This window comes from Ewingella sp. CoE-038-23 (assembly GCF_040419245.1).
GTDB lineage: Bacteria > Pseudomonadota > Gammaproteobacteria > Enterobacterales > Enterobacteriaceae > Ewingella > Ewingella allii.
Window position 1 is genome coordinate 1310546 of the sequence record NZ_JAZHOH010000001.1, and the last position, 22237, is coordinate 1332782.

The window sequence follows — 22237 nt, forward strand, 5'->3', positions numbered from 1 at the left end:
CCACCTCATTTTGGTGTGATCTGCGTCAACTTGACGACACTTGCGGGACCTGCTGGAGAATAACTATGTCAACTTTGAGTAAAGAAGCCATTCTGGTACACGAGGCATTGCTGGCCCGTGGACTGGAAACCCCCCTGCGTGAGCCTCTGCCAATCGATAATGAAACGCGTAAACAGCGAATCAAAGAGCATATGACCGGCATCATGCAGCTGCTCAATCTTGACCTTGCAGACGACAGTTTGGCGGAAACGCCGCACCGCATCGCCAAAATGTATGTCGATGAGATCTTCTCCGGCCTGGATTACGCCAACTTCCCCAAAATCACCGTCATCGAAAATAAGATGAAAGTGGATGAAATGGTGACTGTGCGTGATATCACCCTGACCAGCACCTGTGAGCACCACTTTGTGACCATCGACGGCAAAGCCACCGTGGCTTATATCCCGAAAGATAAAGTGATCGGTTTGTCGAAAATCAACCGCATCGTGCAGTTCTTCTCCCAGCGTCCGCAGGTTCAAGAGCGTCTGACCCAGCAGGTGTTGTTAGCCCTGCAAACCCTGCTTGGCACCAACAACGTGGCGGTGTCGATTGATGCCGTGCACTACTGCGTTAAAGCGCGCGGTATCCGTGATGCGACCAGCGCCACTACCACCACGTCACTCGGCGGCCTGTTTAAGTCGAGCCAGAACACGCGTCAAGAATTCCTGCGCACCGTGAGACACGCGAGCTAATCGCGTTTTTACTCATTCGAAAGACGGTCGAAAGACAGTTGAAAGCTTTAAGTTGCGGCACCTTTTAGGTGCCGCTAGTCTATCTGGCATACTCATTTTCTGATGTCATCCACTTTGCAGCCAACTTTCATGACAAAACCTTCAGGAATCCGCCCGCGCATTGCCACCCTCGATTTTGCCCGTGGCATCGCCATCCTTGGCATTTTACTACTCAATATCAGCGCGTTTGGGCTGCCGAAGGCGGCTTATCTCAATCCGGCCTTTAACGGCCAGCCGTCGAGCAGCGACGCATGGACCTGGGCGGTATTGGATCTGCTGGCGCAGGGCAAATTCCTCATGATGTTCGCCATCCTGTTTGGCGGCGGTCTTTACTTGCTGCTGCCTCGCGGCAAACATTGGATTCAGGCGCGGTTGTCACTGTTGCTGCTTTGCGGCCTGTTACACGCGGCGTTCTTTTGGGATGGCGACATCCTGCTCTCCTACGGATTGATTGGTCTGGTGTGCTGGCGTCTGGTCAGAGAAGGGCGCAGTAGCCAGTCGCTGATTAATACTGGCATTATGCTCTATTTGATTGGCGTCGCGGTGCTGCTGATGCTGGGGTTTATCAGCAATCCACAGCCTGGCAGCTTCTGGTTGCCCGGACCGGCGCAGCTGCAATATGAGCAATATTGGAAGTTAAAAGGCGGGATGGAAGCTATCACTAATCGCCTCGACCTGTTGTCATCAAGCCTGATCGCCATTGCCGTACAGTACGGCTGGGAGCTGGCAGGTGCTATGCTGCTAGGAGCAGGACTGATGCGCAGCGGCTGGCTGCGCGGAGCCTATAGCCTGCGTCACTACCGCCACCTTGCGGCGCTACTGTTACCGTTTTCATGGCTGATTCAAATCCCGGCCATCACCATGCAGTGGCAGTTGCAATGGGACTACCGCTGGAGCGGCTTTTTGCTACAAGCCCCGCGCGAAGTGGGCAGCCTGATACAGGCGGTGGGCTATTTATCACTTTGTTACGGCTTCTGGCCGATGCTGTCTCGCTTGCGCCTGGCGCACTGGATTTCACAAATTGGCCGCATGGCGCTCACCAACTACCTGCTACAAACTCTGATCTGCACCACTTTCTTCAACGTATTTGGCTTCTACCAGCACTTCGACCGCCTACAGCTGGTGGCGCTGGTGCCTGCCGTGTGGGCCATTAACCTGCTAGTGACCTTAGCCTGGCTGCGGTATTTCAAGCAGGGACCGATAGAGTGGATCTGGCGCAAACTGACGTCTCGCGCCTCCGGTGTTGAGGAGAACAGCCTGAGTTGATATTCACACAAATTATAAATATGAGAGAAACGTTGCAAAATTGTATGTAAACGTTTTCTTTCCTGTGACGAGATTCACGCAGGTGTTTTCACAAAATGTTTAGGATATCGCTCGTGCAGCGTTAGCCGATAAAAACAGGAAACACCATGATCACTGTACTGCTGTCTGTTTTCACCTCTTTGTTCTCCACCTGGGCACGAACTTTTTCATTTCCTCCTTATTCTTTTCAATCAGTTAGCTTAATTAATCTGCCCACGCAGGCGCAGCCATTATTGCCACAATCTGGAGCGACCCATGGTCACCATTCGTGATGTGGCGAAGCTGGCCGGTGTGTCAGTGGCGACCGTTTCCCGCGTGTTAAACAACCCCGCGATCGCCAGTAAAGAGGCGCGTGAGTTGGTATTACAGGCCGTGGCTGCGTTGGGTTACAGGCCGAATGCCAATGCGCAGGCGCTGGCAACTCAGAGCAGCGACACTATCGGCGTGGTGGTGATGGACGTCTCCGATCCTTTCTTCGGCGCGCTGGTTAAGGCCGTCGATACCGTGGCGCAGCGCCACCAAAAATATGTGCTGATTGGTAACAGCTATCACGAGGCGGAGAAAGAGCGCCACGCGATAGAAGTGCTGATCCGCCAACGCTGTAATGCTCTGGTTGTGCACGCGAAAGCGCTGGGTGACGACGAGCTGTCCCACTTTCTCAATCAGGTGCCGGGCATGGTGCTGATTAATCGGGTGATCCCCGGCTATGAGCACCGCTGCGTGTCGCTCAACAATGTCACCGGTGCTGAAATGGCCACGCGATTACTGCTATCGCAGGGGCATAAGCGCATCGGTTACATCGGTTCCAACCATGGGATTGAAGATGATTTGCAGCGCCAGCAGGGTTATTTGACGGCGATGATGCAGGGCACGTCAGCCGTCTTGACGCAGACACGTCAACCGCCGCCGGAAAGCTGGCGTGCGCAGGGCTCACCTGACCTGCAGGGCGGTGAAGCTGCCATGGTGGAGCTGCTGGGGCGCAACCTACAGCTGAGCGCGGTGTTTGCTTATAACGACTCCATGGCCGCAGGCGCGCTGGCGGTGCTGAAAGAGAACGGCATCAGCGTTCCGCAAGATTTCTCATTGGTCGGCTTCGACGATATTCCCATTGCGCGCTACACCAGCCCAAAACTCACCACGGTGCGCTATCCCATTGTTTCCATGGCGACATTGGCCACTGAGCTGGCCTTAAAAGGGGCAGCCAACCAGCTTGAAACCGGCGTGTCGCACTGTTTTATGCCGACGCTGGTCCGGCGCCATTCGGTGGCACCTTGGCAAAATGTGGCACCGGTCACTTATTGACTAATTAGCGCTGTGTAACCGTTTTCAATCTGTGAGAACTTTCACAGATTATTAACATTGACGCCATTATGATTCATTCGTTTTCGACATGATTCATTTTGTGTCCTTGCTACAGGACAGGTTTTCACAGCGAGTCAGGAAGTCATACGTCAAGGAAGGCAGGCACCGTTTCATTGTTGAGGCGCGGACGCACTGCTCCCGCAGGATTGCCGGTGCCACACTCTGTACCACCCTACACAAAACCGGAGATATAAATGAATAAGAAGGTCTTCACCCTGGCTACTCTGGCTGCAAGCATGATGTTTGGCGCTGCTGCTCATGCTGCTGATACCCGTATCGGTGTCACCGTTTATAAATATGATGACAACTTCATGTCCGAAGTTCGCAAAGCCATTCAGGAAGATGCGAAGAAAGCGCCAAACGTACAGTTGCTGATGAATGACTCACAAAACAGTCAATCCACGCAAAACGATCAGGTTGACGTCATGGTAGCAAAAGGCGTGAAAGCGCTGGCTATCAACTTGGTTGACCCAGCCGCGGCTCCGGTGATCATTGCTAAAGCCAAAGGTGCTGGCATCCCGGTGGTGTTCTACAACAAAGAGCCATCACGTAAAGATTTGGACAGCTACGACAAAGCCTATTATGTCGGTACTGACTCTAAAGAGTCTGGCGTGATTCAGGGCGAGTTGATTGCTAAACACTGGAAAGCGACTCCAGCTTGGGACCTGAACAAAGACGGCGTGATCCAATACGTGCTGCTGAAAGGCGAGCCGGGCCACCCGGATGCAGAAGCTCGTACTAAGTATGTAGTGAGCACGCTGAATGACAAAGAAGGTCTAAAAACTCAGCAATTGCAGCTCGACACGGCCATGTGGGATACCGCTCAGGCTAAAGACAAAATGGACGCGTGGTTATCTGGCCCAAACGCTAACAAAATCGAAGTGGTTATCGCCAACAACGATGCAATGGCAATGGGTGCTGTAGAAGCGCTGAAAGCTCATAACAAAACCAGCATTCCTGTATTCGGCGTTGACGCCTTGCCAGAAGCTCTGGCTTTGGTGAAATCAGGCGCAATGGCCGGTACCGTGCTGAACGATGCTAAGAATCAGGCTCAGGCGACATTCGATCTGGCGAAGAACTTGGCTGACGGCAAACCAGCCGCCGACGGCACTAAATGGAAAGTTGAAAACAAAGTGGTACGTATTCCTTACGTAGCCGTAGACCAATCTAACTTGGCTGACTTTACTAAATAATCCAAAGATTACGGACAGACGAGTAAATAGCTAAATATATAGCTAAGCAGTGGCATTAATTAGCAGTGAAGTAATATCACGTTAATACCTGCATAACAGGAAGTGATGTCTTTATACCGCCGGTCTATTACTGACCGGCGGTATTCATGACGTCAGGTATTAATATAATCAGTTTCTCTTAATATTTAGCCAGGTATAATTATGGCCGATATTCCAAAGCCTGACATCACGCAGACTGACGCCGTGGCTCCCCAGCCGCGTGAGTTTCTGCTGGAAATGAGCAATGTTAATAAATCATTTCCCGGCGTTAAGGCATTAGATAATGTGAATTTGAAAGTTCGACCGCACTCTATTCACGCGCTGATGGGCGAGAATGGGGCGGGTAAATCCACCTTATTGAAATGTCTTTTTGGCATCTACAGCAAAGATTCCGGCACCATTCTTTTCCAAGGTCAGGAAGTTAATTTTAAAAGTTCTAAAGAGGCACTTGAGCAGGGCGTGTCGATGGTTCACCAAGAGTTAAACCTGGTGTTGCAGCGCACGGTCATGGACAACATGTGGCTGGGGCGTTACCCAACTAAAGGTTTCTTCGTTGACCAGGACAAAATGCTCAAAGACACGCAGGCTATTTTCGATGAGCTAGATATTGATATCGACCCGCGTGAGAAAGTCGCCAAGCTTTCTGTGTCCCAGATGCAGATGATTGAGATTGCTAAGGCTTTCTCCTATAACGCGAAAATCGTGATTATGGATGAGCCAACCTCGTCTCTGACTGAGAAAGAGGTGAACCATCTCTTCACCATTATCCGCAAGCTGAAAGATCGCGGTTGCGGCATTGTTTACATCTCTCACAAGATGGAAGAGATTTTCCAGCTATGTGACGAAATAACCATTTTGCGCGACGGCCAGTGGATCATGACCCAGTCACTGGAAGGTCTCGACATGGATAAAATCATTTCCATGATGGTAGGGCGTTCACTGAGTCAACGTTTCCCAGACCGTCAGAATGTGCCGGGAGAGGTCATTCTGGAAGTCCGCAACCTGACCTCGCTGCGCCAGCCTTCAATCCGCGATATCTCCTTTGATTTGCACAAAGGTGAGATTCTGGGCATTGCCGGTCTGGTGGGGGCGAAGCGTACTGATATCGTCGAAACCCTGTTTGGTATTCGCGAAAAAGTCGCCGGAACCATCAAGCTGCATGGTAAGAAAATTAATAATCACAGCGCCAACGAAGCCATTAATCACGGTTTTGCTTTGGTGACTGAAGAGCGCCGTTCCACCGGTATTTATGCTTATCTCGATATCGGTTTTAACTCACTGATTTCAAATATTCGTAATTACAAAAACAAGATTGGCCTGTTGGACGTCAACCGGATGAAAAGCGATACCCAGTGGGTTATCGACTCCATGCGGGTGAAAACGCCGGGGCATCGCACCAGTATTGGTTCGCTGTCCGGGGGCAATCAGCAGAAAGTCATTATTGGGCGCTGGTTATTAACACAGCCGGAAATATTAATGCTTGATGAACCTACGCGCGGTATTGACGTCGGGGCCAAGTTTGAAATTTACCAGTTAATTACCGAGCTGGCGAAAAAAGAGAAGGGGATCATTATTATCTCCTCTGAAATGCCAGAGCTGTTGGGAATTACAGACAGAATATTAGTTATGAGCAATGGGCAGGTTGCGGGTATTGTTGAAACAAAAAATACTTCGCAGAATGAAATTTTACGCCTTGCATCCTTGCACCTCTAATTTTTAAGGGTTCTTATTATGAAAGCATTAAATAAGAAAAGTATGCTCACTTATTTAAAAGAGGGCGGGATTTACGTTGTGTTGCTGGTGTTACTGGCAATTATCATTATTCAGGACCCGACCTTCCTCAGCCTGGTCAACTTGAGTAATATTTTAACTCAGTCTTCAGTACGCGTAATTATCGCCCTCGGCGTGGCGGGGCTGATTGTGACTCAGGGCACAGACTTGTCAGCGGGTCGTCAGGTCGGCTTGGCGGCGGTGGTTGCAGCCACCCTGTTGCAGGCGATGGATAACGTTAACAAGGTGTTCCCGCATCTTGAAGTCGTCCCTATTCCAGTGGTTATTCTGACCGTGTGCGTGATTGGCGCGCTGATTGGCTTGGTGAACGGTATTATCATCGCCTACCTCAACGTGACGCCATTTATCACCACCTTAGGCACCATGATTATCGTTTACGGTATTAACTCACTGTATTACGACTACGTTGGCTCCTCGCCGGTGGCAGGGTTTGACCCAGGATTCTCCAGCTTTGCGCAGGGCTTTATTCAGCTGGGCGGCCTGAAGATCTCCTACATCACCTTCTACGCGTTGATTGCCATTGGCTTTGTTTGGATCCTGTGGAACAAAACTCGCTTCGGTAAAAACATCTTTGCTATCGGCGGCAACCCAGAAGCAGCCAAGGTTTCCGGCGTAAACGTGCCGTTAAACCTGATTATGATTTACGCGCTGTCCGGCGTGTTCTACGCCTTCGGCGGCTTGCTGGAAGCCGGGCGTATCGGCAGTGCTACCAACAACCTCGGCTTTATGTATGAGCTGGATGCCATCGCGGCCTGCGTGGTGGGCGGGGTATCCTTCGCCGGTGGTGTAGGGTCAGTGGCGGGCGTGGTGACGGGGGTGCTTATCTTCACCGTGATCAACTACGGCCTGACCTACATCGGGGTGAACCCGTACTGGCAGTACATTATCAAAGGTTCGATTATTATCTTCGCGGTGGCGCTGGATTCACTGAAGTACGCCAAGAAGAAATAAGAGTGGGGAGCAGGAAGAACCAACAACTAAAAAATCAGCAGTAAATAAATCAATAGTACTAACAAGGGCGCTTCGGCGCCCTTGTTGTTTTATAGTCAATGAGATTCCCGCGACTGCGAGAACGGGTTGCGGCCCGGCACCATTGGCCGCGAAGGCGGTGGTGGAGGTGCGTCACCATCCACACTCTGTTCCTCGGTGTCGTTAGCTTCTTGCTCGGCTTTGAGTCTGGCGGCTTCATCGGCCGCCGCTTTGTCCGCCGCGGCTTTCTCTGCGGCTGCTTTAAGCTGGGCGGCTTTCTCTTCCGCCGCTTTCTTCTCATCGGCCAATTTCTGTTGCAGTACCAGCAGCTGCTCAGGCGTTACGGCCGGGTAGCCCTGCGCGTCATCCGGGATGTGATGGACGGCGGGGATCGGGATCAGCGGGCCAAGGAAGCGCGGCTCGCGTTTAAGGATATACAGGTCAGTCAGCGCACCAAGGCGGGCGAAGATTTCACGCACGCGAACGGTCATGATGTCTTTCGGCGACGGCACGGCGAAGCACTGGGCCTGAATCCCCATGTGCAGCGCAATATACAGGGCGCGCTCGCAGTGGAAACGCTGGGTGATTATCAGGAAATCATTGGTGTCGAACACCTTGCGGGTGCGCACGATAGAGTCCAGCGTGCGGAAACCGGCGTAGTCGAGCACGATATCGCTGGCCGGAATGCCCGCTGCCATCAGGTCACGGCGCATGGTCATTGGCTCGTTATAGCTTTGCTGGGCATTGTCGCCGCTCAACAGCAGGTATTTTACTTTGCCGCTGTTATAGGCATTGATGGCACCCTGAATGCGGTAGAGATAGTACTGATTGGGGACGCCGGTGCGGTAATACTTGGCCGTGCCGAGCACCACGCCGACCTGACGATGCGGCAACTCTTGCACTTCGTCATAGACATAATCTTTGGTTTTCCAGCTGATCCACCGGTCAAGCCCAATAGCGACAACCAACATCAATACTATGATGCTGATGAAGCCTACTATCAGTCGCTTAATCATAAACTCGTCATCCTTCAGGTTGCAGCGGCCTTAGCGGCTAACGCTATGCTCTCTCGCTTCCCTGAGTCGCTGCTGGAAATCAGGAATTCAAGGCTACTTGACCTATCGAAACCATGCAATAAGCACGGCTCCGTATCTCGGGGCTTCGCGGAATATTTCAGCAACAATGGGGTAATTACTTCGTGCTGTGGAAGCTGTATTCCAATTTTGGTGTAAAACAGCATAAAAAAGGGCCAGTGCAGAAGCTGCCTGGCCCGATGATCTCTAGCGTGAGTCCGCGAAGATTAGAACGACGTGCGTTTGTAATCGCGGTACTGCGGTGACCAGAAGTTATGCTCAATGGCTTTTGACAGCGCATCTTCAGAGGTCACCATCGCCACACCTTGCAACTGCGCGGCTTTACCCACTTCCATGGCGATGCACTTAGACACGCCCTGAATGTCATTGACGTCTGGCAGCAGGGAGCCCACGCCATCCGTCGCCAGCGGCGAACACTCTGCCAGCGCGCGGCTGGCGGCCATCAGCATCTCGTCAGTCACGCGGGTTGCACCCGATGCCACGACACCCAGGCCGATGCCAGGGAAGATGTAGGAGTTGTTGCACTGGGCAATCGGGTAGACAGTCTCTTTGTAGGTCACTGGAGAGAACGGGCTGCCGGTCGCGACCAGCGCGTTGCCGTCGGTCCAGGTGATGATATCCACCGGCTGGGCTTCCACGCGAGAGGTCGGGTTGCTCAGTGGCATCACGATTGGGCGCTCGCAGTGCTTGTGCATTTCGCGGATAAGCTCTTCGGTGAACAAACCAGGCTGGCCGGAAACGCCAATCAGCACGGTAGGTTTTGCATGGCGAACCACGTCCAGCAGGGAGATGCTGTCGTTATCCAAGCCCCAGCCGGAGAGGTCGGCGCTTTTTTGCGTCAACTTGCTCTGGAAATCTAACAAGTTTGGCAGTTTGTCGGTCAGCAGGCCGAAACGGTCTACCATGAAGATGCGCGCACGGGCTTCTTCGTCGCTCAGACCTTCGGCTTTCATGCCGGCGATGATCTGCTCGGCGATACCACAACCGGCAGAGCCTGCACCCAAGAAGGTGACGGTCTGGTCGCGCAGGCGGCAGCCCGCGGCTTTACTGGCGGCAATCAGGCTGCCCAGCGTTACGGACGCGGTGCCTTGAATGTCATCATTGAAGCAGCAAAGCTCGTCGCGGTAGCGCGTCAGCAGCGGCATGGCGTTTTTCTGCGCGAAGTCTTCGAACTGCAACAGCACGTTCGGCCAGCGCACTTTCACGGCTTCGATGAACATGTTAACGAATTCGTAGTACTCGTCACCGGTGATGCGCGGATGGCGCCAGCCCATGTACAGCGGGTCGTTCAGCAACTGCGGGTTGTTGGTGCCCACGTCGAGAACCACCGGCAGGGTGTAAGCCGGGCTGATACCGCCACAGGCGGTGTACAGGGAGAGTTTACCGATTGGAATACCCATGCCGCCGATGCCCTGATCGCCAAGGCCCAAAATGCGTTCGCCGTCAGTCACTACTACCACTTTTACGTGCTGTTTGGTGGCGTTCTGCAACATATCGTCGATGTGAGCGCGGTTTGGGTAGGAGATAAACAGGCCGCGGGCGCGACGGTAGATATCAGAGAAATGCTCGCAGGCTTCGCCAACGGTTGGGGTGTAAATCACCGGCATCATTTCACTGAGGTGGGAATCAATCAGGCGGTAAAACAGGGTTTCGTTGGTGTCCTGAATATTGCGCAGATAAATGTGTTTATCGATATCGCTTTTGAAGTCTTGAAACTGGCGGTAAGCACGTTCGGCTTGTTCTTCTATGGTTTCAACGGCTTCCGGCAGCAGTCCATGCAAGTTAAAGTTGTTACGTTCTTCTTCTGTGAAGGCACTACCTTTATTCAGCAGCGGGAATTCAAGCAGGATTGGGCCAGCATGTGGAATATACAGCGGGCGTTTACTCTCGTATTCAAGTTCCATTGATTTTACTCTTCGGCTATCGGAGCGGGTTGCTGTTTTCTTATTATTTACTATCTCAGGGAGCTGATCCTAAAAGATAAAGTAAATATGTACAGTATTTGTTATCAGCCTATGACGAAAGGCAGAGGAAATGTGATTTGTGTCCTATTTCTGCACAGAAGGGTAACAACGGAAAATAACTATTTCAAATGCCAGACGGGGAAAGGGAATTAGGTAACTAAAAAAAGTGATTTCCGACGACAGAGGGTGGGTTTAATCCCTGCCGTCGGGGGAACAAATAATAATTTACAGCGTAATTGCCGTTAATTGCTGGCAGCCCAACGCGGCGAGGGTGGCGCGGGTGGCATCGAGCTGGCTGACCAGCGGCTGGTGGCGTTCGACGATCACCGCACGGCGGATTTTCAGGCAGTCTTCACCGGACAGATTCAGCAAAATCAGCGCCCCTTGCAGCGGCGGCAGGCTCGGATTAAATGCGGCGTTCTCCGCGTAGCGCCCGGCGAAAATCTTGCCAGTTTCCGTTTCCAGCGCGACGCCGCTGTGTGACTGGCTATAAGGTGCATGGCTCTGGTTACACGCATCTAAAGCCTGTTGGCTCAGGGCGTCTTGCTCGGCAATCTGATAACCGTGATTGACCTTGTCCATCAGCAGCGTGGTGATATCCAAGTCTTTCGGGCCGAAGGAGTAGGGCAGGTAGTCGCCCAGTGTGGCGACATCGCGGTCCGGTAGATGGATATTCAACTCAGTGCCGCTGTTCAGCTCATTCATAAACTGACGGCAGTGGCCGCACGGTGTGTAGTTGACGGTGATCGACGCCAGTTTGGCCTCTCCGCGCAACCAGGCGTGCGTCACCGCAGACTGCTCCGCGTGCACGGTTTGCTGCATGGAAGCGCCACTGAACTCCATATTGGCACCGAAGTACAGGTTGCCAGAAACACCTCGCGCTACGGCACCCACGTGGAAATGGGAGATAGGCGTCAGGGAGCAGGCGGCGGCCAGCGGCAGCAGGGTAAACGCCAATGCATCATCATCCAAGCCCGTCTGCGCTTTGACGTTCGCGACCTGATCGGCTGTCAACATGGCCGGGAAGTCGTCACGGCTGAGCAACGGTTCGAGTGCGGTCTGAAGAGTGGCGGGCAGTGTGGCGAATGCGTCGAGGAAACGAGAATGCATGGGTGTGATCCTTCAGGATTTACGGGAAATCATTCTATGAGTCTTTTGGGGAATGTTGTGTGACTTTCGTCACTATTTTTATGAAATGAGGTGATGTTGTTGCAGTAATGCGAGATATCTCGCAAGTTTCGGCTATGCCCACGAGGAATTGCATTGCATTCGGCATAAAAAAAGCGACCCGCAGGTCGCTTTTTAATCAAGGCAGAGCTTGCCGTGCAGTTTAGCTGCGGCTTAGTTGCGGCGTTCAAACGCCAGCGCGCGGCGCTCGATCAGGCGCATCATCAGCGTCAGCAGGCCGTTAACACACAGATAAACCAGACCCGCCGCGCCAAACACCATCACATCATAGGTTCGGCCATACATTAATTGGCTGTGGCCCATCACGTCCATCAAGGTAATGGTGTACGCCAGCGACGTACTTTTAAACACCAACACCACTTCGTTCGAATAGGACGACAGGGCGCGTTTAAAAGCAAACGGCAGCAGAATGCGCAGCGACTGTTTCTTCGACATGCCCAGTGCTTCGCAAGATTGCCACTGACCCGACGGAATAGCGCGCATGGCACCGGCAAACAGCTGGGTAGTGTAAGCCGCGCTGTTCAGCGCCAGCGCAAACATCGCACAAAGCCAAGGCTGTGACAGCAAGTCCCACAACCAAGGGATTTCGCGAATCGAGGGGAACTGGCCCGGCCCGTAATAGATAAGGAAGATCTGCACCAGCAGCGGCGTGCCGGTGAACAGCGTGATGTAACCTTTCACTATTTGGCTGAGTACCGGCACTTTGAGTGTCAGCACCACGGTAAAAATCAGCGCCAGCAGCAGCGCGACGATCAGCGCCGCAATGGTCAGCGTCAGGCTGGTGTGCAGCCCTTTGACAACTTCGGGTAAGTAATCCCACATCAGGAAGCACTCCGTTCAAAGCGGGTGGTACGGAGTTCGATGCGTTTGATGACAAACTGGCTGAACAGGGTAACTAACAGATAAATCGCGGCGGCAATCATGTACCAAGTGAAAGGTTCTTGAGTGCGGGTCGCGATGCTCTTGGTTTGCAGCATCAGGTCGTTGACGCTAATCAGCGACACCAGCGCGGTATCTTTCAACAGCACCAGCCACTGGTTGCTCAAGCCCGGTAGGGCGTGACGCCACATTTGCGGCATGATTAAGCGGAAGAAAATTGCTGTTTTCTTCATGCCCAGCACTTGTCCTGATTCCCACTGGCCTTGCGGCACGGCTTTCAGCGCGCCGCGCAGGGTCTGCGAAGCATAGGCCGAATAGAGCAGGGAGAGGGCAATTACGCCACAAACAAAGGGGCTGACTTCAAAGTTATCAATAGGCAGCTTCACCGGGATTTGGAACAGGCCCAAGTTGATGTTGAAGCCGTCGGCCAGCACCACTAATAGCTGCGAAGAGCCGAAATAGATAAACAGCACCACCAGAATTTCCGGCAGGCCGCGCAGAATCGTCACCCACGCCGTACCCAGCCAGCTGACGGGTTTCCACGGTGCAGATTCCCACACCGCAAAAATCATCGCCAAAAACAGGCCGAGGACCAGCGCACAAACGGCAAGGCCGACGGTCATCCCGGCGGCGCTTGCGAGAGGTAGAAGTTCAGTCATTGATGGCAAAACTTACTGTTGGAACCATTTTGAATACAGAGTCTGGTAAGTGCCGTCAGCCTTCACTTTTGCCAGTCCGTCATTCAGTTTTTTCAGCAACTCGGTGTTGTTCTGGCGAACAGCAATGCCCAGACCCACGCCGAAGTAGTCTTTATCGGTGATTTTGTCGCCGACGGATGAGAGGTTAGGATTCTGTTTCAGCCACTCGTTCACCACGGCGGTGTCACCGAATACGGCGTCAAGACGGCCATTTTTCAGATCCAGCACGGCGTTCTGATAGCTGTCGTAAGGCACGGCGGTGATCTCAGGGTGTTTTTCCATCAGGTATTTCTGGTGGGTACTGCCGTTTTGCATCCCAACGCGTTTGCCTTTCAGCGCGGCGAGGTCAGCGAACTTACCTTTCTCAGCGATGAACAGCGCGGAGTTTTCATAGTAAGGCGTGGAGAAGGCAACCTGCTTTTCGCGGTCAGGCGTGATGTCCATGCCGGAGATTACCGCGTCAAAACGGCGGAACTTCAGGCTTGGGATCAGGCTGTCGAACGCCTGATTGGTGAAGGTACAGTTAGCCTGAATCTCTTTACAGACGGCATTCGCCAGGTCAACGTCAAAGCCCTGAATCTTGTTGCCGGAGTCCACAAATTCAAACGGAGGATAAGAGGCTTCCATCGCGAAACGAATGTTTTCAGCTGCGCTGGCAGACAGAGTGACGCTCGCCAAAACAGCAGCAATTAATAATTTTTTCATCGCAAACTCCGTAGTAAACATCAATGAGACAGATAGCTGGCAAACTCTTTGGTTTGCGACTGGGTAAAGCAGGTGGCATCGCCTTGTTCAACGACGCGACCGTTTTCCATGTAAACCACGCGGCTGGCGGTTTTACGCGCAACTTCCACTTCGTGGGTCACGATAACCTGAGTAATACCGGTACCGGCCAGTTCGCGAATAATGCTGACGATTTGCGCGGTGATTTCTGGATCCAGCGCGGCGGTCGGCTCATCAAACAGCAGCACCTGCGGCTCCATCATCAGGGCGCGGGCAATGGCAACGCGCTGCTGTTGGCCACCGGAAAGATGCAGTGGGAAGCGCGACGCGTAGTCAGTCAGGCGCAGGCGGGTCAGCAGCTTTTCTGCCCGCTTCATGGCGACATCTTTGCTTAAACCCAATACGCGGATTGGCGCTTCAAGCAGGTTGTCGAGCACCGTGCGGTGCGGCCATAAGTTATATTGTTGGAAAACCATCCCGACGTTTTGGCGCAGTTCACGCACCGCCTTTTCGTCAGGTTTTTTGGTGAAATCGAAGGTGTTCCCGGCTATCTGCAACGTGCCTGAACGCGGCATTTCTAGCAGGTTTAACACGCGCAGAAGAGAACTTTTCCCGGCACCGCTTGGCCCGAGCAACACGAGGGTTTCTCCGGCTGGGCAGTCGAGCTGAATGTCGAACAACGCCTGATGTGCGCCGTAGAAGCAGTTGATGTTATTTAGTTGAATACTCATGCGCAAATAGTGAATAGCCATTGATGCCGCGGATGTTAACTTCTGTAGCATAGTTATGCAACGATCGCGGCTTAAAATTTATGAGTGAGGTGCTTTAGTAGTAAACCATAGCACATCATATTGTCTCCCCTTCATCCTTCAAGCCGTTTCTGCGTTGGCTGCCTTCACTCACCCCGGTCACTTACTGGAGTAAGCTCCCGGGGATTCGCTCAGTTGCCGCCTTGATCCAACTCGAATGATTTAGGGGAGCTACTCATCGCGATTATTGATTTTCCAGAACCTGACGCAGGGTACCGCTGGAGGCGAAGTCGAGGTCGGCCATGTAGCGCACGTCGTCGACAGTCCAGCATTGGCCTTCGCGCACCATCAACACTTCATCTTTCCAGGTTGAATTCGCGCCGTTGTCTTTGGCGTGGGTCATGGTCACGCGCAGCGGGATGTTGCGGGCGTCGGTATTCGGAATAGTGGAGGCATCATCAACCCAGGCCGAAGTCGGGCCGTCGAACAGGCTGGAGAACACGTCGCCGTCGCTAGCACCCTGTTTTTCATTCGGCGTGGCGGCGATATCTACTTTACGTTCAGACTGTGCCTTGAGCAGCGCGTTATACAGGCCGGTGCTCAGGTAAGGGCGGTATTGCGCCAGCTGGCTGCTATTCGGCAGGCCAGAACCGCCATTTTTAATGCGTAAATCATAGAATTTCTGCGCGACGGTGTCCGGGCCTCCATCAACGCAGGGCGCAGTGCGGCTGCCAATATCCTTAAAAGCCGGTTCAACCGTAGTACATGCGCTGAGGGTCAGCACCAGGGGGATCGCGGCGGCAAGTGTTTTATATTTCATCGTATTCCTTACTGAAAGATTGAACGTTTTCACCATGACTTTCTTTAGCATACAGTATAAAACCGATTTGGATTGATGCACGGTGCGGTGCGAAATCAACCTTAGCTCATAAGCTATACTCAAGGCTTTGGCCGATGACTGGCTGGCAAACGGACGAAAACTAATAAGGAATACTTATGCAACATTTCCTCACTGCTTCCTTTGAATTCTGCTTATGAAGGCGTTATGGCGCAACGGCGGAGCGATGATTGCCGCCATAATGCTGCTGACGGGCTGCCAAACCTCGCCGTCTTCCGAGCAGAATTTACCCTATCGGCTAGAAAGCCAGCGCCAGGCGCAGGGCGCTGACCAGCGCGTGCGTTTTCTGGTGATCCATTACACCGCCGAAGATTTCCACAACGCATTAAATACGCTTACTGATGAGCACGTCAGCGCACATTATTTAATTCCGGCGCACCCGCCGGTGGAAAACGGCAAACCCGTGGCGTGGCAGCTGGTGCCAGAGTCGCAGCGCGCCTGGCACGCCGGGGCCAGCGGCTGGCGCGGGCGCACCAATCTCAATGACACCTCTATTGGCATTGAGCTGGAAAATAAAGGCTACAGCCGCCATCTGCTGGGCAAGCATTTTTACCCATTCCCGCCCGCGCAAATTGACCTGCTTGCCGATCTCAGCCAGCAAATTATCCAGCGCTACCAGATTGAGCCGCGCAACGTGGTCGGCCATAGCGATATCGCGCCGCTGCGCAAAGACGATCCGGGGCCGCTGTTCCCATGGCGTGAACTGGCGAAGCGCGGCATAGGCGCGTGGCCCGACGCCCAGCGAGTCAGGGATAATCTGGCGGGGCGCGATCCGCATCAGACAGTGGATAAAGCCGACCTGCTAGCGAAGCTTCAGCAATACGGCTATCCGGTGACGCCAGACATGAACCAAGCCCAGCAGCGGCGGGTGATTGCCGCTTTCCAGATGCATTTTCGCCCGGCGGATTATCGCGGCGAGGCCGATGCTGAATCTGACGCCATTATCAGCGCGCTGTTACAACAGTATCCGGCAGGGAATTAAGAAGGGTGGGGTTAGTCGCGCTTATTACCGACGCCCTGCAAACCTTGCAGACGGCCGTGGTCGCGCAGCCAGTTGGCGGTGCGGATAATGCCCTGATCGAGTGAGATCACCGGGCGATAGCCCAATTCATCCTGCGCGCGCTGCGTGTCGAGGGTGAGATCGAAATTGAGCTTGGCGACGCTGTAGTGGGTCAACACCGGCTCTTTGTGCGAGTTCTTGCTGATCTTCTCCATGCCGCGCGCCATCATGTCCAGCAGCGGATAGGGCACCGAGCGAATGCGGTAATTCATCTCCAGCGCGTCCATCAAATGCTCCACCATGGTTCGCAGCGGTCGCGGCTGCTGGTTGGTGATGTTGAAGGCGCGGCCGGATTCGGTCTTTTGGGTCTGCGTCGCCAGCCACATGGCGTGCACGGCGTTTTCCACATAAGTCATGTCGACCAGCGCTTCACCACCGCGCGGCAGCATCAGCGTCCCGCCGTATTTCAACATTTGCAGCAGGCGCGGCAGCAGCACATTGTCGTGCGGCCCAAACACCCCCTGCGGGCGTAAAATCGTGAAGTGAGTCTGTGGATTGGACAGCGCCAGCGTGGTGATCACCTGTTCGGCCGCTGCCTTGCTGCGAGCAAAGGAGTTAGCAAAACGGTTGGGGCGAAAATCTTCTTTTATATTGCGATGATGGTGGAAGTCGAAGTAGATCGCGGGCGAAGAGAGGTGGACGAAGTTTTCGACACCGTAGGCCGTGGCCCATTCGCCAAGGCGGCGCGTGGCGCGCACGTTGGCCAGTTCGAACTCCTGCTCGCTGCCCCATGGGGAAATCATCCCCGAGCAGTGCCACAGGGTGTCCACATCTGCCAGCAGTACTTTGGCCTGCGATGACACCAGGCTGGTGAGGTCCGCGTGGACGAACTCCGCGCCCATTTTTTGCAACAGCGAGCCCATTGCAGCGTTACGCCCCGTCGCCCTGACGCTAATGCCTTTGTTACGCAGAAATTCTACGGCATTGCGGCCAAGACCGCTGCTGGCGCCTGTCACGAGTACTTTCATAAATAGGTCAATTCCAACGCTTTTTTACGGGGCTGAGGTTCAATCCAATACCCATGAGCAATAAGGGTGCCATTCTTTCGTGAAATTGTGCTACTTGCAATCGGAAAGGCGGAAAGCGTGACGCCAGCCGGTGCGACTGCGCGGGAAATAATCCGCGTCACAGGCCGCAGCGATCTTTTTGCCGGGCGAGGCTGGCAATGCGCTTCGCCATGCCACGAAAAATAAACTGATGAGCGGGCATCATGCTGAACCAGTAGAGCAAACCGCTAAAGCCCGCCGGGTGCCACCATGCCCGGACGTCGATGCTGCGGCTGTCGCCGTGATCGGTAATGGTGAAGGTGAGCCGCCCCAGCCCCGGCGCTTTCATGCCAAACAGCAGCGACAGTTCGCGCTGGGGCTGCAGCCCAATCACTTTCCAGCCGTCAATCTTGTCACCCAGCCGCAGCTGCGGGCGATCCGGTCGGCCATACTTCACGCGCCCACCGAGCAAATCATCGATTCTGGCGCGCAGCCGCCACAGTTTGTTGGCGTAGAAATAACCCTCTTTGCCGCCTAATTGCTGAATGACCTGCCACAGCGCAGCTTTAGATGCCGTGGTTTCCAGCTTAAATCCGGCCTGCTTCGGGTAGTAGCCGTAACCCGGACGCCAGCGGGCGCGGGCGTCAGCGTCGTAATGCCAGTCTGAGGAGTTGAGCACCTGCTGCTCTTCCTGCGCCAGCGTAGCGCGAATCGACTCGTTTACCGTGATGAGTTTCTGCGGAATAAGCTGGCGCAGCGCCGCGCTGTCGGCGGGTAAATCATGTTTCAGCCCCTGGATCAGCGCCTTCGCCAGCGGCGTCGGCACCGAGGTAATAAGACTCAGGAAGTAGACTGAAATCAGCGACGTCGGCAGAGGTAATGGCAGCAGCCAGCGGCGTTTGCCACTGATGGCGATAAAGCGTTCAAACAGCGTCTGGTAACTCATATATTCCGGGCCGCCCGCGTCGAAATGGCGATGTGACTGCGGGGGAAGGGCAATCAGCCCGCTGAGATAATTCAGCAAGTTTTCCAGCGCCAGCGGGGATGATTTCGAGCGTACCCAGCGCGGCGGCGTGAGGATTGGCAGGTTGTAGACCATGTCGCGCATCACTTCGAAGGCGGCAGATCCTGCGCCGATCACAATGCCTGCGCGCAGTTCCGTCACCGGAATATCACCACGTCGCAGCAGGTCGCCGGTGAGTTTTCGCGCTTGCAGATGGGCGGAGTGGCTGGCTTGCGGCTGCATCGAGCCGAGATAGACAATATGTTTGATGGAGGACTCTTTCAGCGCCAGCAGGGTGTTTTGCGCCGCCTGTCGCTCTTTCTCCAGCAGGTCGTCATCCTCGCTCATGGAGTGAACCAGATAGACCAGCACGTCGGCACCTGCGAACGCTTCTTTCAAACTTTTGCTGTTATACACATCCGCGAAGCAGCAGCGCACATTGGGCCATTTCTGCTGCTGTAGCCACTCGACGCGCCTTGCTGCCGCAGTGACCTGATAGCCCTGCTGGCTGAGATGTGAAGTCAGATGCTGGCCGATGTAACCGCTGGCCCCAAGCACCACGACCCTTGTGGTTGGTATTGACACTGGCATCATCCATTTCGCTCATTGAGGAAAAAATCGATGATAAAAAAGCGGCGCTTAAGCCGCTTTGTTTATTCATCGCAAAGCTTACTTGGCGTGATGTTGCAGGAAGTCTTGCCACAGAGACACGACTTTTTGCAGATCAGCCCGACTAATGTCGATATGTGTGATCAGACGAGTCAGCGGACCGGCGCTGAGGATCACCCCACGCTCGCGCATCCACGGGCCAAGTTTGGCGGCCAACTCGGCAGATTGCTTGATGTACAGAATGTTGGTCTGCGCGCCCGGCGCGGCGATTTCCACGCCAATTGCCCGCAACTGCTGCTCAAGCCAGACCGCGTTGTCGTGGTCTTCTTTTAGGCGTTCAACGTTGTTTTCTAACGCATAAATCCCCGCTGCTGCCAGAATGCCCGCCTGACGCCAGCCACCGCCGGTCATCTTGCGCCAGCGATTGGCGCGGGTAATGTACTCGCGGCTGCCGCACAGCACCGAGCCAACCGGCGTCCCCAGACCTTTCGACAGGCAGATGGTCAGGGTGTCGCAATATTGGGTTATCTCGATCAACGGCACGTTCAGCGCGACGCTGGCATTCATGATGCGTGCGCCGTCAATGTGCAGCGCCAGCCCTTTTTCGCGGGTAAATTCAAAGGCTTTTTGCAGGTAATCCAGTGGCAGTACCTTGCCGCTGTGGGTATTTTCCAGACTCAACAGACGAGTCCGCGCGAAGTGAATGTCGTCCGGCTTGATGGCGGCAGCCACTTTGTCGAGAGGAATGGAGCCATCGGCGTCCATCTCCAGCGGCTGGGGCTGGATACTGCCGAGCACGGCGGCACCACCGGCTTCATACATATAGTTGTGGGCTTTTTGGCCGACAATGTACTCGTCGCCACGCTGACAGTGGGTCAGCAGAGCCACCAAATTGGCCTGAGTGCCGGTCGGCATAAACAGCGCGGCTTCTTTGCCGGTAAGCCTGGCGGCCAATTCTTGCAATGCATTAACCGTCGGGTCATCCCCGTACACATCGTCGCCCACTTCTGCATGAGCCATAGCCTGACGCATTGCTTCGCTCGGGCGAGTCACTGTATCACTGCGTAAATCGATCAACGTCGGAGTCCTTTTGAAAAGTGGAGAAGGGGCGGAAGCTGCGCGGGCCGTTTTGCAACAACCCGCGCAGTACTCACAGCACTATATCCCCGACGGGGTTATCGCAGCCAGTTGGTTTTCGCCAGTTCTACCACTTCGTCGCCACGGCCGTTGATCACCGCGCGCAGCATATACAGGCTGAAGCCCTTGGCCTGCTCAAGTTTGATTTGCGGCGGCATCGCCAGCTCGTCGGTGGCGGTCACCACGTCAACCAGCACCGGGCCTTCGTAGGCAAAGGCGTCTTGCAGCGCGGCATCGACGTCGGAAGCTTTCTCCACGCGAATGCCTTTGATGCCCGCGGCTTCAGCCATGGCGGCGAAGTTCGGATTTTTCAGCTCGGTGCCGTCGGTCAGATAGCCCCCGGCCTTCATCTCCATCGCCACAAAGCCCAGCACGCTGTTGTTGAAAATGATGATTTTCACCGGCAGTTTCTGCTGCGCTAGCGTCAGGAAATCCCCCATCAGCATGGTGAAGCCGCCGTCGCCGCACATGGCGACCACTTGACGGTTACGGTCAATGGCCTGTGCGCCCAGTGCCTGCGGCATGGCGTTAGCCATCGAACCGTGGTTGAAGGAGCCAATCAGGCGGCGCTGGCCGTTCATCTGCAAGTAGCGGCAGGCCCAGACGGTTGGCGTGCCCACGTCACAGGTGAACACCGCGTCGGCATCAGCAAAGCGGCTAATCTGTTGCGCCAAATACTGCGGGTGGATCGCCTGTTTGTCATTCATCGTGGCGAGGCCGTCGAGGTCTTTGCGCGCCTCTTGATAGTGTTTCAGCGCCTTGTCGAGGAATTTACGGTCGCTTTTCTCCTGCAACTTCGGCAGCAGTGCGGTCAGCGTGGTTTTAATATCACCCACCAGCGCCATGTCCACCTGACAGTGCGCCCCAATGCTGCCCGGATTGATATCAATCTGGATGATAGTGGCGTCTGTTGGGTAGAAGGCGCGGTAAGGGAACTGGGTGCCGAGCAGGATCAGCGTGTCGGCATTCATCATGGCGTGGTAGCCGGATGAGAAGCCAATCAGGCCGGTCATCCCGACGCTATAAGGGTTGTCCCACTCAATATGCTCTTTGCCACGCAGGGCGTGAACCACCGGCGCTTTGAGGGTTTCTGCCAGTTTCACCACTTCATCATGGGCACCGGCACAGCCACTGCCGCACATCAGGGTGATGTTTTTCGCACCCTTGAGCACTTCCACCAGCTTTTCCATTTCGGACAGATTTGGCAGCACCAGCGGCAGCTGCGGCGGATACCATTTGGCCGTCGCGTCTTCCGGTGCAGGCTTTAGCGCCACGTCGCCCGGCAGCACTATCACCGACACGCCGCGATTGAGAATGGCTTTGCGCATGGCGATGCCCAGCACCTGCGGCAACTGGTCGGGATGGGTGATCATCTCACAATAGTGGCTGCACTCGCGGAACAGCTCGGTAGGGTGAGTTTCCTGAAAATAGCCGGTACCGATTTCGCTCGAAGGGATGTGGGCGGCAATCGCCACCACCGGCACGTGGTTGCGGTGGCAGTCAAAAAGACCGTTGATTAAGTGCAGGTTGCCCGGCCCGCAGGAGCCGGCGCATACCGCCAGTTCGCCCGTCAGCTGGGCTTCCGCGCCGGCGGCAAAGGCGGCCACTTCTTCATGTCGGGTGCCCATCCATTCGATGGTTCCCATGCGGTTTAAACTATCGCTAAGCCCATTAAGGGAATCGCCGGTGACGCCCCAAATCCGTTTAACGCCAGCCTCTTCAAGTGTTTTTGCCAGCAACGAAGCCACGGTGTGTTTCATAGATCCCTCCAGATAGACTGTTTAATCGATCGCATCGATAAGTTAAAAGCTCCGCTAATC

19 protein-coding genes are annotated in these 22237 nt (G+C 54.4%); 7 read left to right on the forward strand and 12 right to left on the reverse strand.

Annotated features, from left to right (window positions below; genetic code table 11):
* Positions 1-65: 65 nt before the first annotated feature.
* The 6 genes from folE to mglC all read left to right on the forward strand — a co-directional run bounded on the left by folE (position 66) and on the right by mglC (position 7411).
* The gene (folE, locus tag V2154_RS06295; RefSeq protein ID WP_034789049.1) at positions 66-731 is read left to right on the forward strand and encodes a GTP cyclohydrolase I FolE; all 666 of its coding nucleotides are present in this window, start codon (positions 66-68) and stop codon (positions 729-731) included.
* 129 nt (positions 732-860) lie between these two features.
* Positions 861-2036, forward strand: a complete 1176-nt coding sequence (gene yeiB / locus V2154_RS06300) for a DUF418 domain-containing protein YeiB (protein ID WP_353501511.1) — start codon at positions 861-863, stop codon at positions 2034-2036.
* Positions 2037-2330: 294 nt separating this feature from the next.
* Entirely contained in the window at positions 2331-3377 is a 1047-nt protein-coding gene (galS, locus tag V2154_RS06305) for an HTH-type transcriptional regulator GalS (protein ID WP_353501512.1), read from the forward strand.
* Between the two features lie 254 nt (positions 3378-3631).
* Positions 3632-4630, forward strand: coding sequence for a galactose/glucose ABC transporter substrate-binding protein MglB (gene mglB / locus V2154_RS06310; RefSeq protein WP_353501513.1), 999 nt, complete (start codon positions 3632-3634; stop codon positions 4628-4630).
* 201 nt (positions 4631-4831) lie between these two features.
* Positions 4832-6382, forward strand: a complete 1551-nt coding sequence (gene mglA, locus V2154_RS06315) for a galactose/methyl galactoside ABC transporter ATP-binding protein MglA (protein WP_353501514.1) — start codon at positions 4832-4834, stop codon at positions 6380-6382.
* A gap of 18 nt (positions 6383-6400) precedes the next feature.
* Positions 6401-7411: a galactose/methyl galactoside ABC transporter permease MglC gene (mglC, locus tag V2154_RS06320; RefSeq protein WP_034789056.1), complete on the forward strand. Its 1011-nt coding sequence runs from the start codon at positions 6401-6403 to the stop codon at positions 7409-7411.
* Positions 7412-7506: 95 nt separating this feature from the next.
* Here the strand turns inward: mglC and sanA are convergent, their stop codons facing one another.
* From sanA to V2154_RS06360, 8 genes are all read right to left on the reverse strand, one after another.
* On the reverse strand, positions 7507-8445 hold the full coding sequence (gene sanA / locus V2154_RS06325) for an outer membrane permeability protein SanA (protein ID WP_353501515.1): 939 nt from the start codon (positions 8443-8445) through the stop codon (positions 7507-7509).
* Positions 8446-8729: 284 nt separating this feature from the next.
* On the reverse strand, positions 8730-10427 hold the full coding sequence (locus tag V2154_RS06330) for an NAD-dependent malic enzyme (protein ID WP_353501516.1): 1698 nt from the start codon (positions 10425-10427) through the stop codon (positions 8730-8732).
* 285 nt (positions 10428-10712) lie between these two features.
* A complete protein-coding gene (gene cdd / locus V2154_RS06335; RefSeq protein WP_353501517.1) occupies positions 10713-11597 on the reverse strand; it encodes a cytidine deaminase in 885 nt (294 codons plus the stop codon).
* A gap of 231 nt (positions 11598-11828) precedes the next feature.
* Positions 11829-12497, reverse strand: coding sequence for an arginine ABC transporter permease ArtM (gene artM / locus V2154_RS06340; protein WP_353501518.1), 669 nt, complete (start codon positions 12495-12497; stop codon positions 11829-11831).
* Entirely contained in the window at positions 12497-13213 is a 717-nt protein-coding gene (gene artQ / locus V2154_RS06345) for an arginine ABC transporter permease ArtQ (protein ID WP_353501519.1), read from the reverse strand. Before artQ ends, artM begins: the two co-directional genes overlap by 1 nt.
* Before the next feature lie 12 nt (positions 13214-13225).
* Positions 13226-13957, reverse strand: a complete 732-nt coding sequence (gene artJ, locus V2154_RS06350) for an arginine ABC transporter substrate-binding protein (protein WP_353501520.1) — start codon at positions 13955-13957, stop codon at positions 13226-13228.
* A 20-nt stretch (positions 13958-13977) separates the two neighbouring features.
* On the reverse strand, positions 13978-14706 hold the full coding sequence (artP, locus tag V2154_RS06355; protein WP_353503930.1) for an arginine ABC transporter ATP-binding protein ArtP: 729 nt from the start codon (positions 14704-14706) through the stop codon (positions 13978-13980).
* A gap of 262 nt (positions 14707-14968) precedes the next feature.
* Positions 14969-15544, reverse strand: coding sequence for a lipoprotein (locus tag V2154_RS06360; RefSeq protein WP_353501521.1), 576 nt, complete (start codon positions 15542-15544; stop codon positions 14969-14971).
* Between the two features lie 214 nt (positions 15545-15758).
* Here V2154_RS06360 and V2154_RS06365 point away from each other — a divergent pair, with 214 nt between their 5' ends.
* Positions 15759-16604: an N-acetylmuramoyl-L-alanine amidase gene (locus V2154_RS06365; RefSeq protein WP_353501522.1), complete on the forward strand. Its 846-nt coding sequence runs from the start codon at positions 15759-15761 to the stop codon at positions 16602-16604.
* Positions 16605-16615: 11 nt separating this feature from the next.
* On the opposite strand, the gene V2154_RS06370 is transcribed toward V2154_RS06365, so the two are convergent.
* The 4 genes from V2154_RS06370 to poxB all read right to left on the reverse strand — a co-directional run bounded on the left by V2154_RS06370 (position 16616) and on the right by poxB (position 22177).
* On the reverse strand, positions 16616-17650 hold the full coding sequence (locus V2154_RS06370) for an NAD-dependent epimerase/dehydratase family protein (RefSeq protein WP_353501523.1): 1035 nt from the start codon (positions 17648-17650) through the stop codon (positions 16616-16618).
* Between the two features lie 157 nt (positions 17651-17807).
* Positions 17808-19262: a DUF2867 domain-containing protein gene (locus V2154_RS06375; RefSeq protein WP_353503931.1), complete on the reverse strand. Its 1455-nt coding sequence runs from the start codon at positions 19260-19262 to the stop codon at positions 17808-17810.
* A 78-nt stretch (positions 19263-19340) separates the two neighbouring features.
* Complete coding sequence (gene ltaE / locus V2154_RS06380; RefSeq protein WP_353501524.1) at positions 19341-20357, reverse strand: low-specificity L-threonine aldolase; 1017 nt, start codon at positions 20355-20357, stop codon at positions 19341-19343.
* Between the two features lie 98 nt (positions 20358-20455).
* Entirely contained in the window at positions 20456-22177 is a 1722-nt protein-coding gene (gene poxB, locus V2154_RS06385) for a ubiquinone-dependent pyruvate dehydrogenase (RefSeq protein WP_353501525.1), read from the reverse strand.
* Between the last annotated feature and the right edge of the window lie 60 nt (positions 22178-22237).

Bases quoted from the DNA above. Each gene is read 5' to 3' on its own strand.
- folE (WP_034789049.1), top strand. From the start codon at position 66: ATGTCAACTTTGAGTAAAGAAGCCATTCTGGTACACGAGGCATTGCTG.
- yeiB (WP_353501511.1), top strand. From the start codon at position 861: ATGACAAAACCTTCAGGAATCCGCCCGCGCATTGCCACCCTCGATTTT.
- galS (WP_353501512.1), top strand. From the start codon at position 2,331: ATGGTCACCATTCGTGATGTGGCGAAGCTGGCCGGTGTGTCAGTGGCG.
- mglB (WP_353501513.1), top strand. From the start codon at position 3,632: ATGAATAAGAAGGTCTTCACCCTGGCTACTCTGGCTGCAAGCATGATG.
- mglA (WP_353501514.1), top strand. From the start codon at position 4,832: ATGGCCGATATTCCAAAGCCTGACATCACGCAGACTGACGCCGTGGCT.
- mglC (WP_034789056.1), top strand. From the start codon at position 6,401: ATGAAAGCATTAAATAAGAAAAGTATGCTCACTTATTTAAAAGAGGGC.
- sanA (WP_353501515.1), bottom strand. From the start codon at position 8,445: ATGATTAAGCGACTGATAGTAGGCTTCATCAGCATCATAGTATTGATG.
- V2154_RS06330 (WP_353501516.1), bottom strand. From the start codon at position 10,427: ATGGAACTTGAATACGAGAGTAAACGCCCGCTGTATATTCCACATGCT.
- cdd (WP_353501517.1), bottom strand. From the start codon at position 11,597: ATGCATTCTCGTTTCCTCGACGCATTCGCCACACTGCCCGCCACTCTT.
- artM (WP_353501518.1), bottom strand. From the start codon at position 12,497: ATGTGGGATTACTTACCCGAAGTTGTCAAAGGGCTGCACACCAGCCTG.
- artQ (WP_353501519.1), bottom strand. From the start codon at position 13,213: ATGACTGAACTTCTACCTCTCGCAAGCGCCGCCGGGATGACCGTCGGC.
- artJ (WP_353501520.1), bottom strand. From the start codon at position 13,957: ATGAAAAAATTATTAATTGCTGCTGTTTTGGCGAGCGTCACTCTGTCT.
- artP (WP_353503930.1), bottom strand. From the start codon at position 14,706: ATGAGTATTCAACTAAATAACATCAACTGCTTCTACGGCGCACATCAG.
- V2154_RS06360 (WP_353501521.1), bottom strand. From the start codon at position 15,544: ATGAAATATAAAACACTTGCCGCCGCGATCCCCCTGGTGCTGACCCTC.
- V2154_RS06365 (WP_353501522.1), top strand. From the start codon at position 15,759: ATGAAGGCGTTATGGCGCAACGGCGGAGCGATGATTGCCGCCATAATG.
- V2154_RS06370 (WP_353501523.1), bottom strand. From the start codon at position 17,650: ATGAAAGTACTCGTGACAGGCGCCAGCAGCGGTCTTGGCCGCAATGCC.
- V2154_RS06375 (WP_353503931.1), bottom strand. From the start codon at position 19,262: ATGCCAGTGTCAATACCAACCACAAGGGTCGTGGTGCTTGGGGCCAGC.
- poxB (WP_353501525.1), bottom strand. From the start codon at position 22,177: ATGAAACACACCGTGGCTTCGTTGCTGGCAAAAACACTTGAAGAGGCT.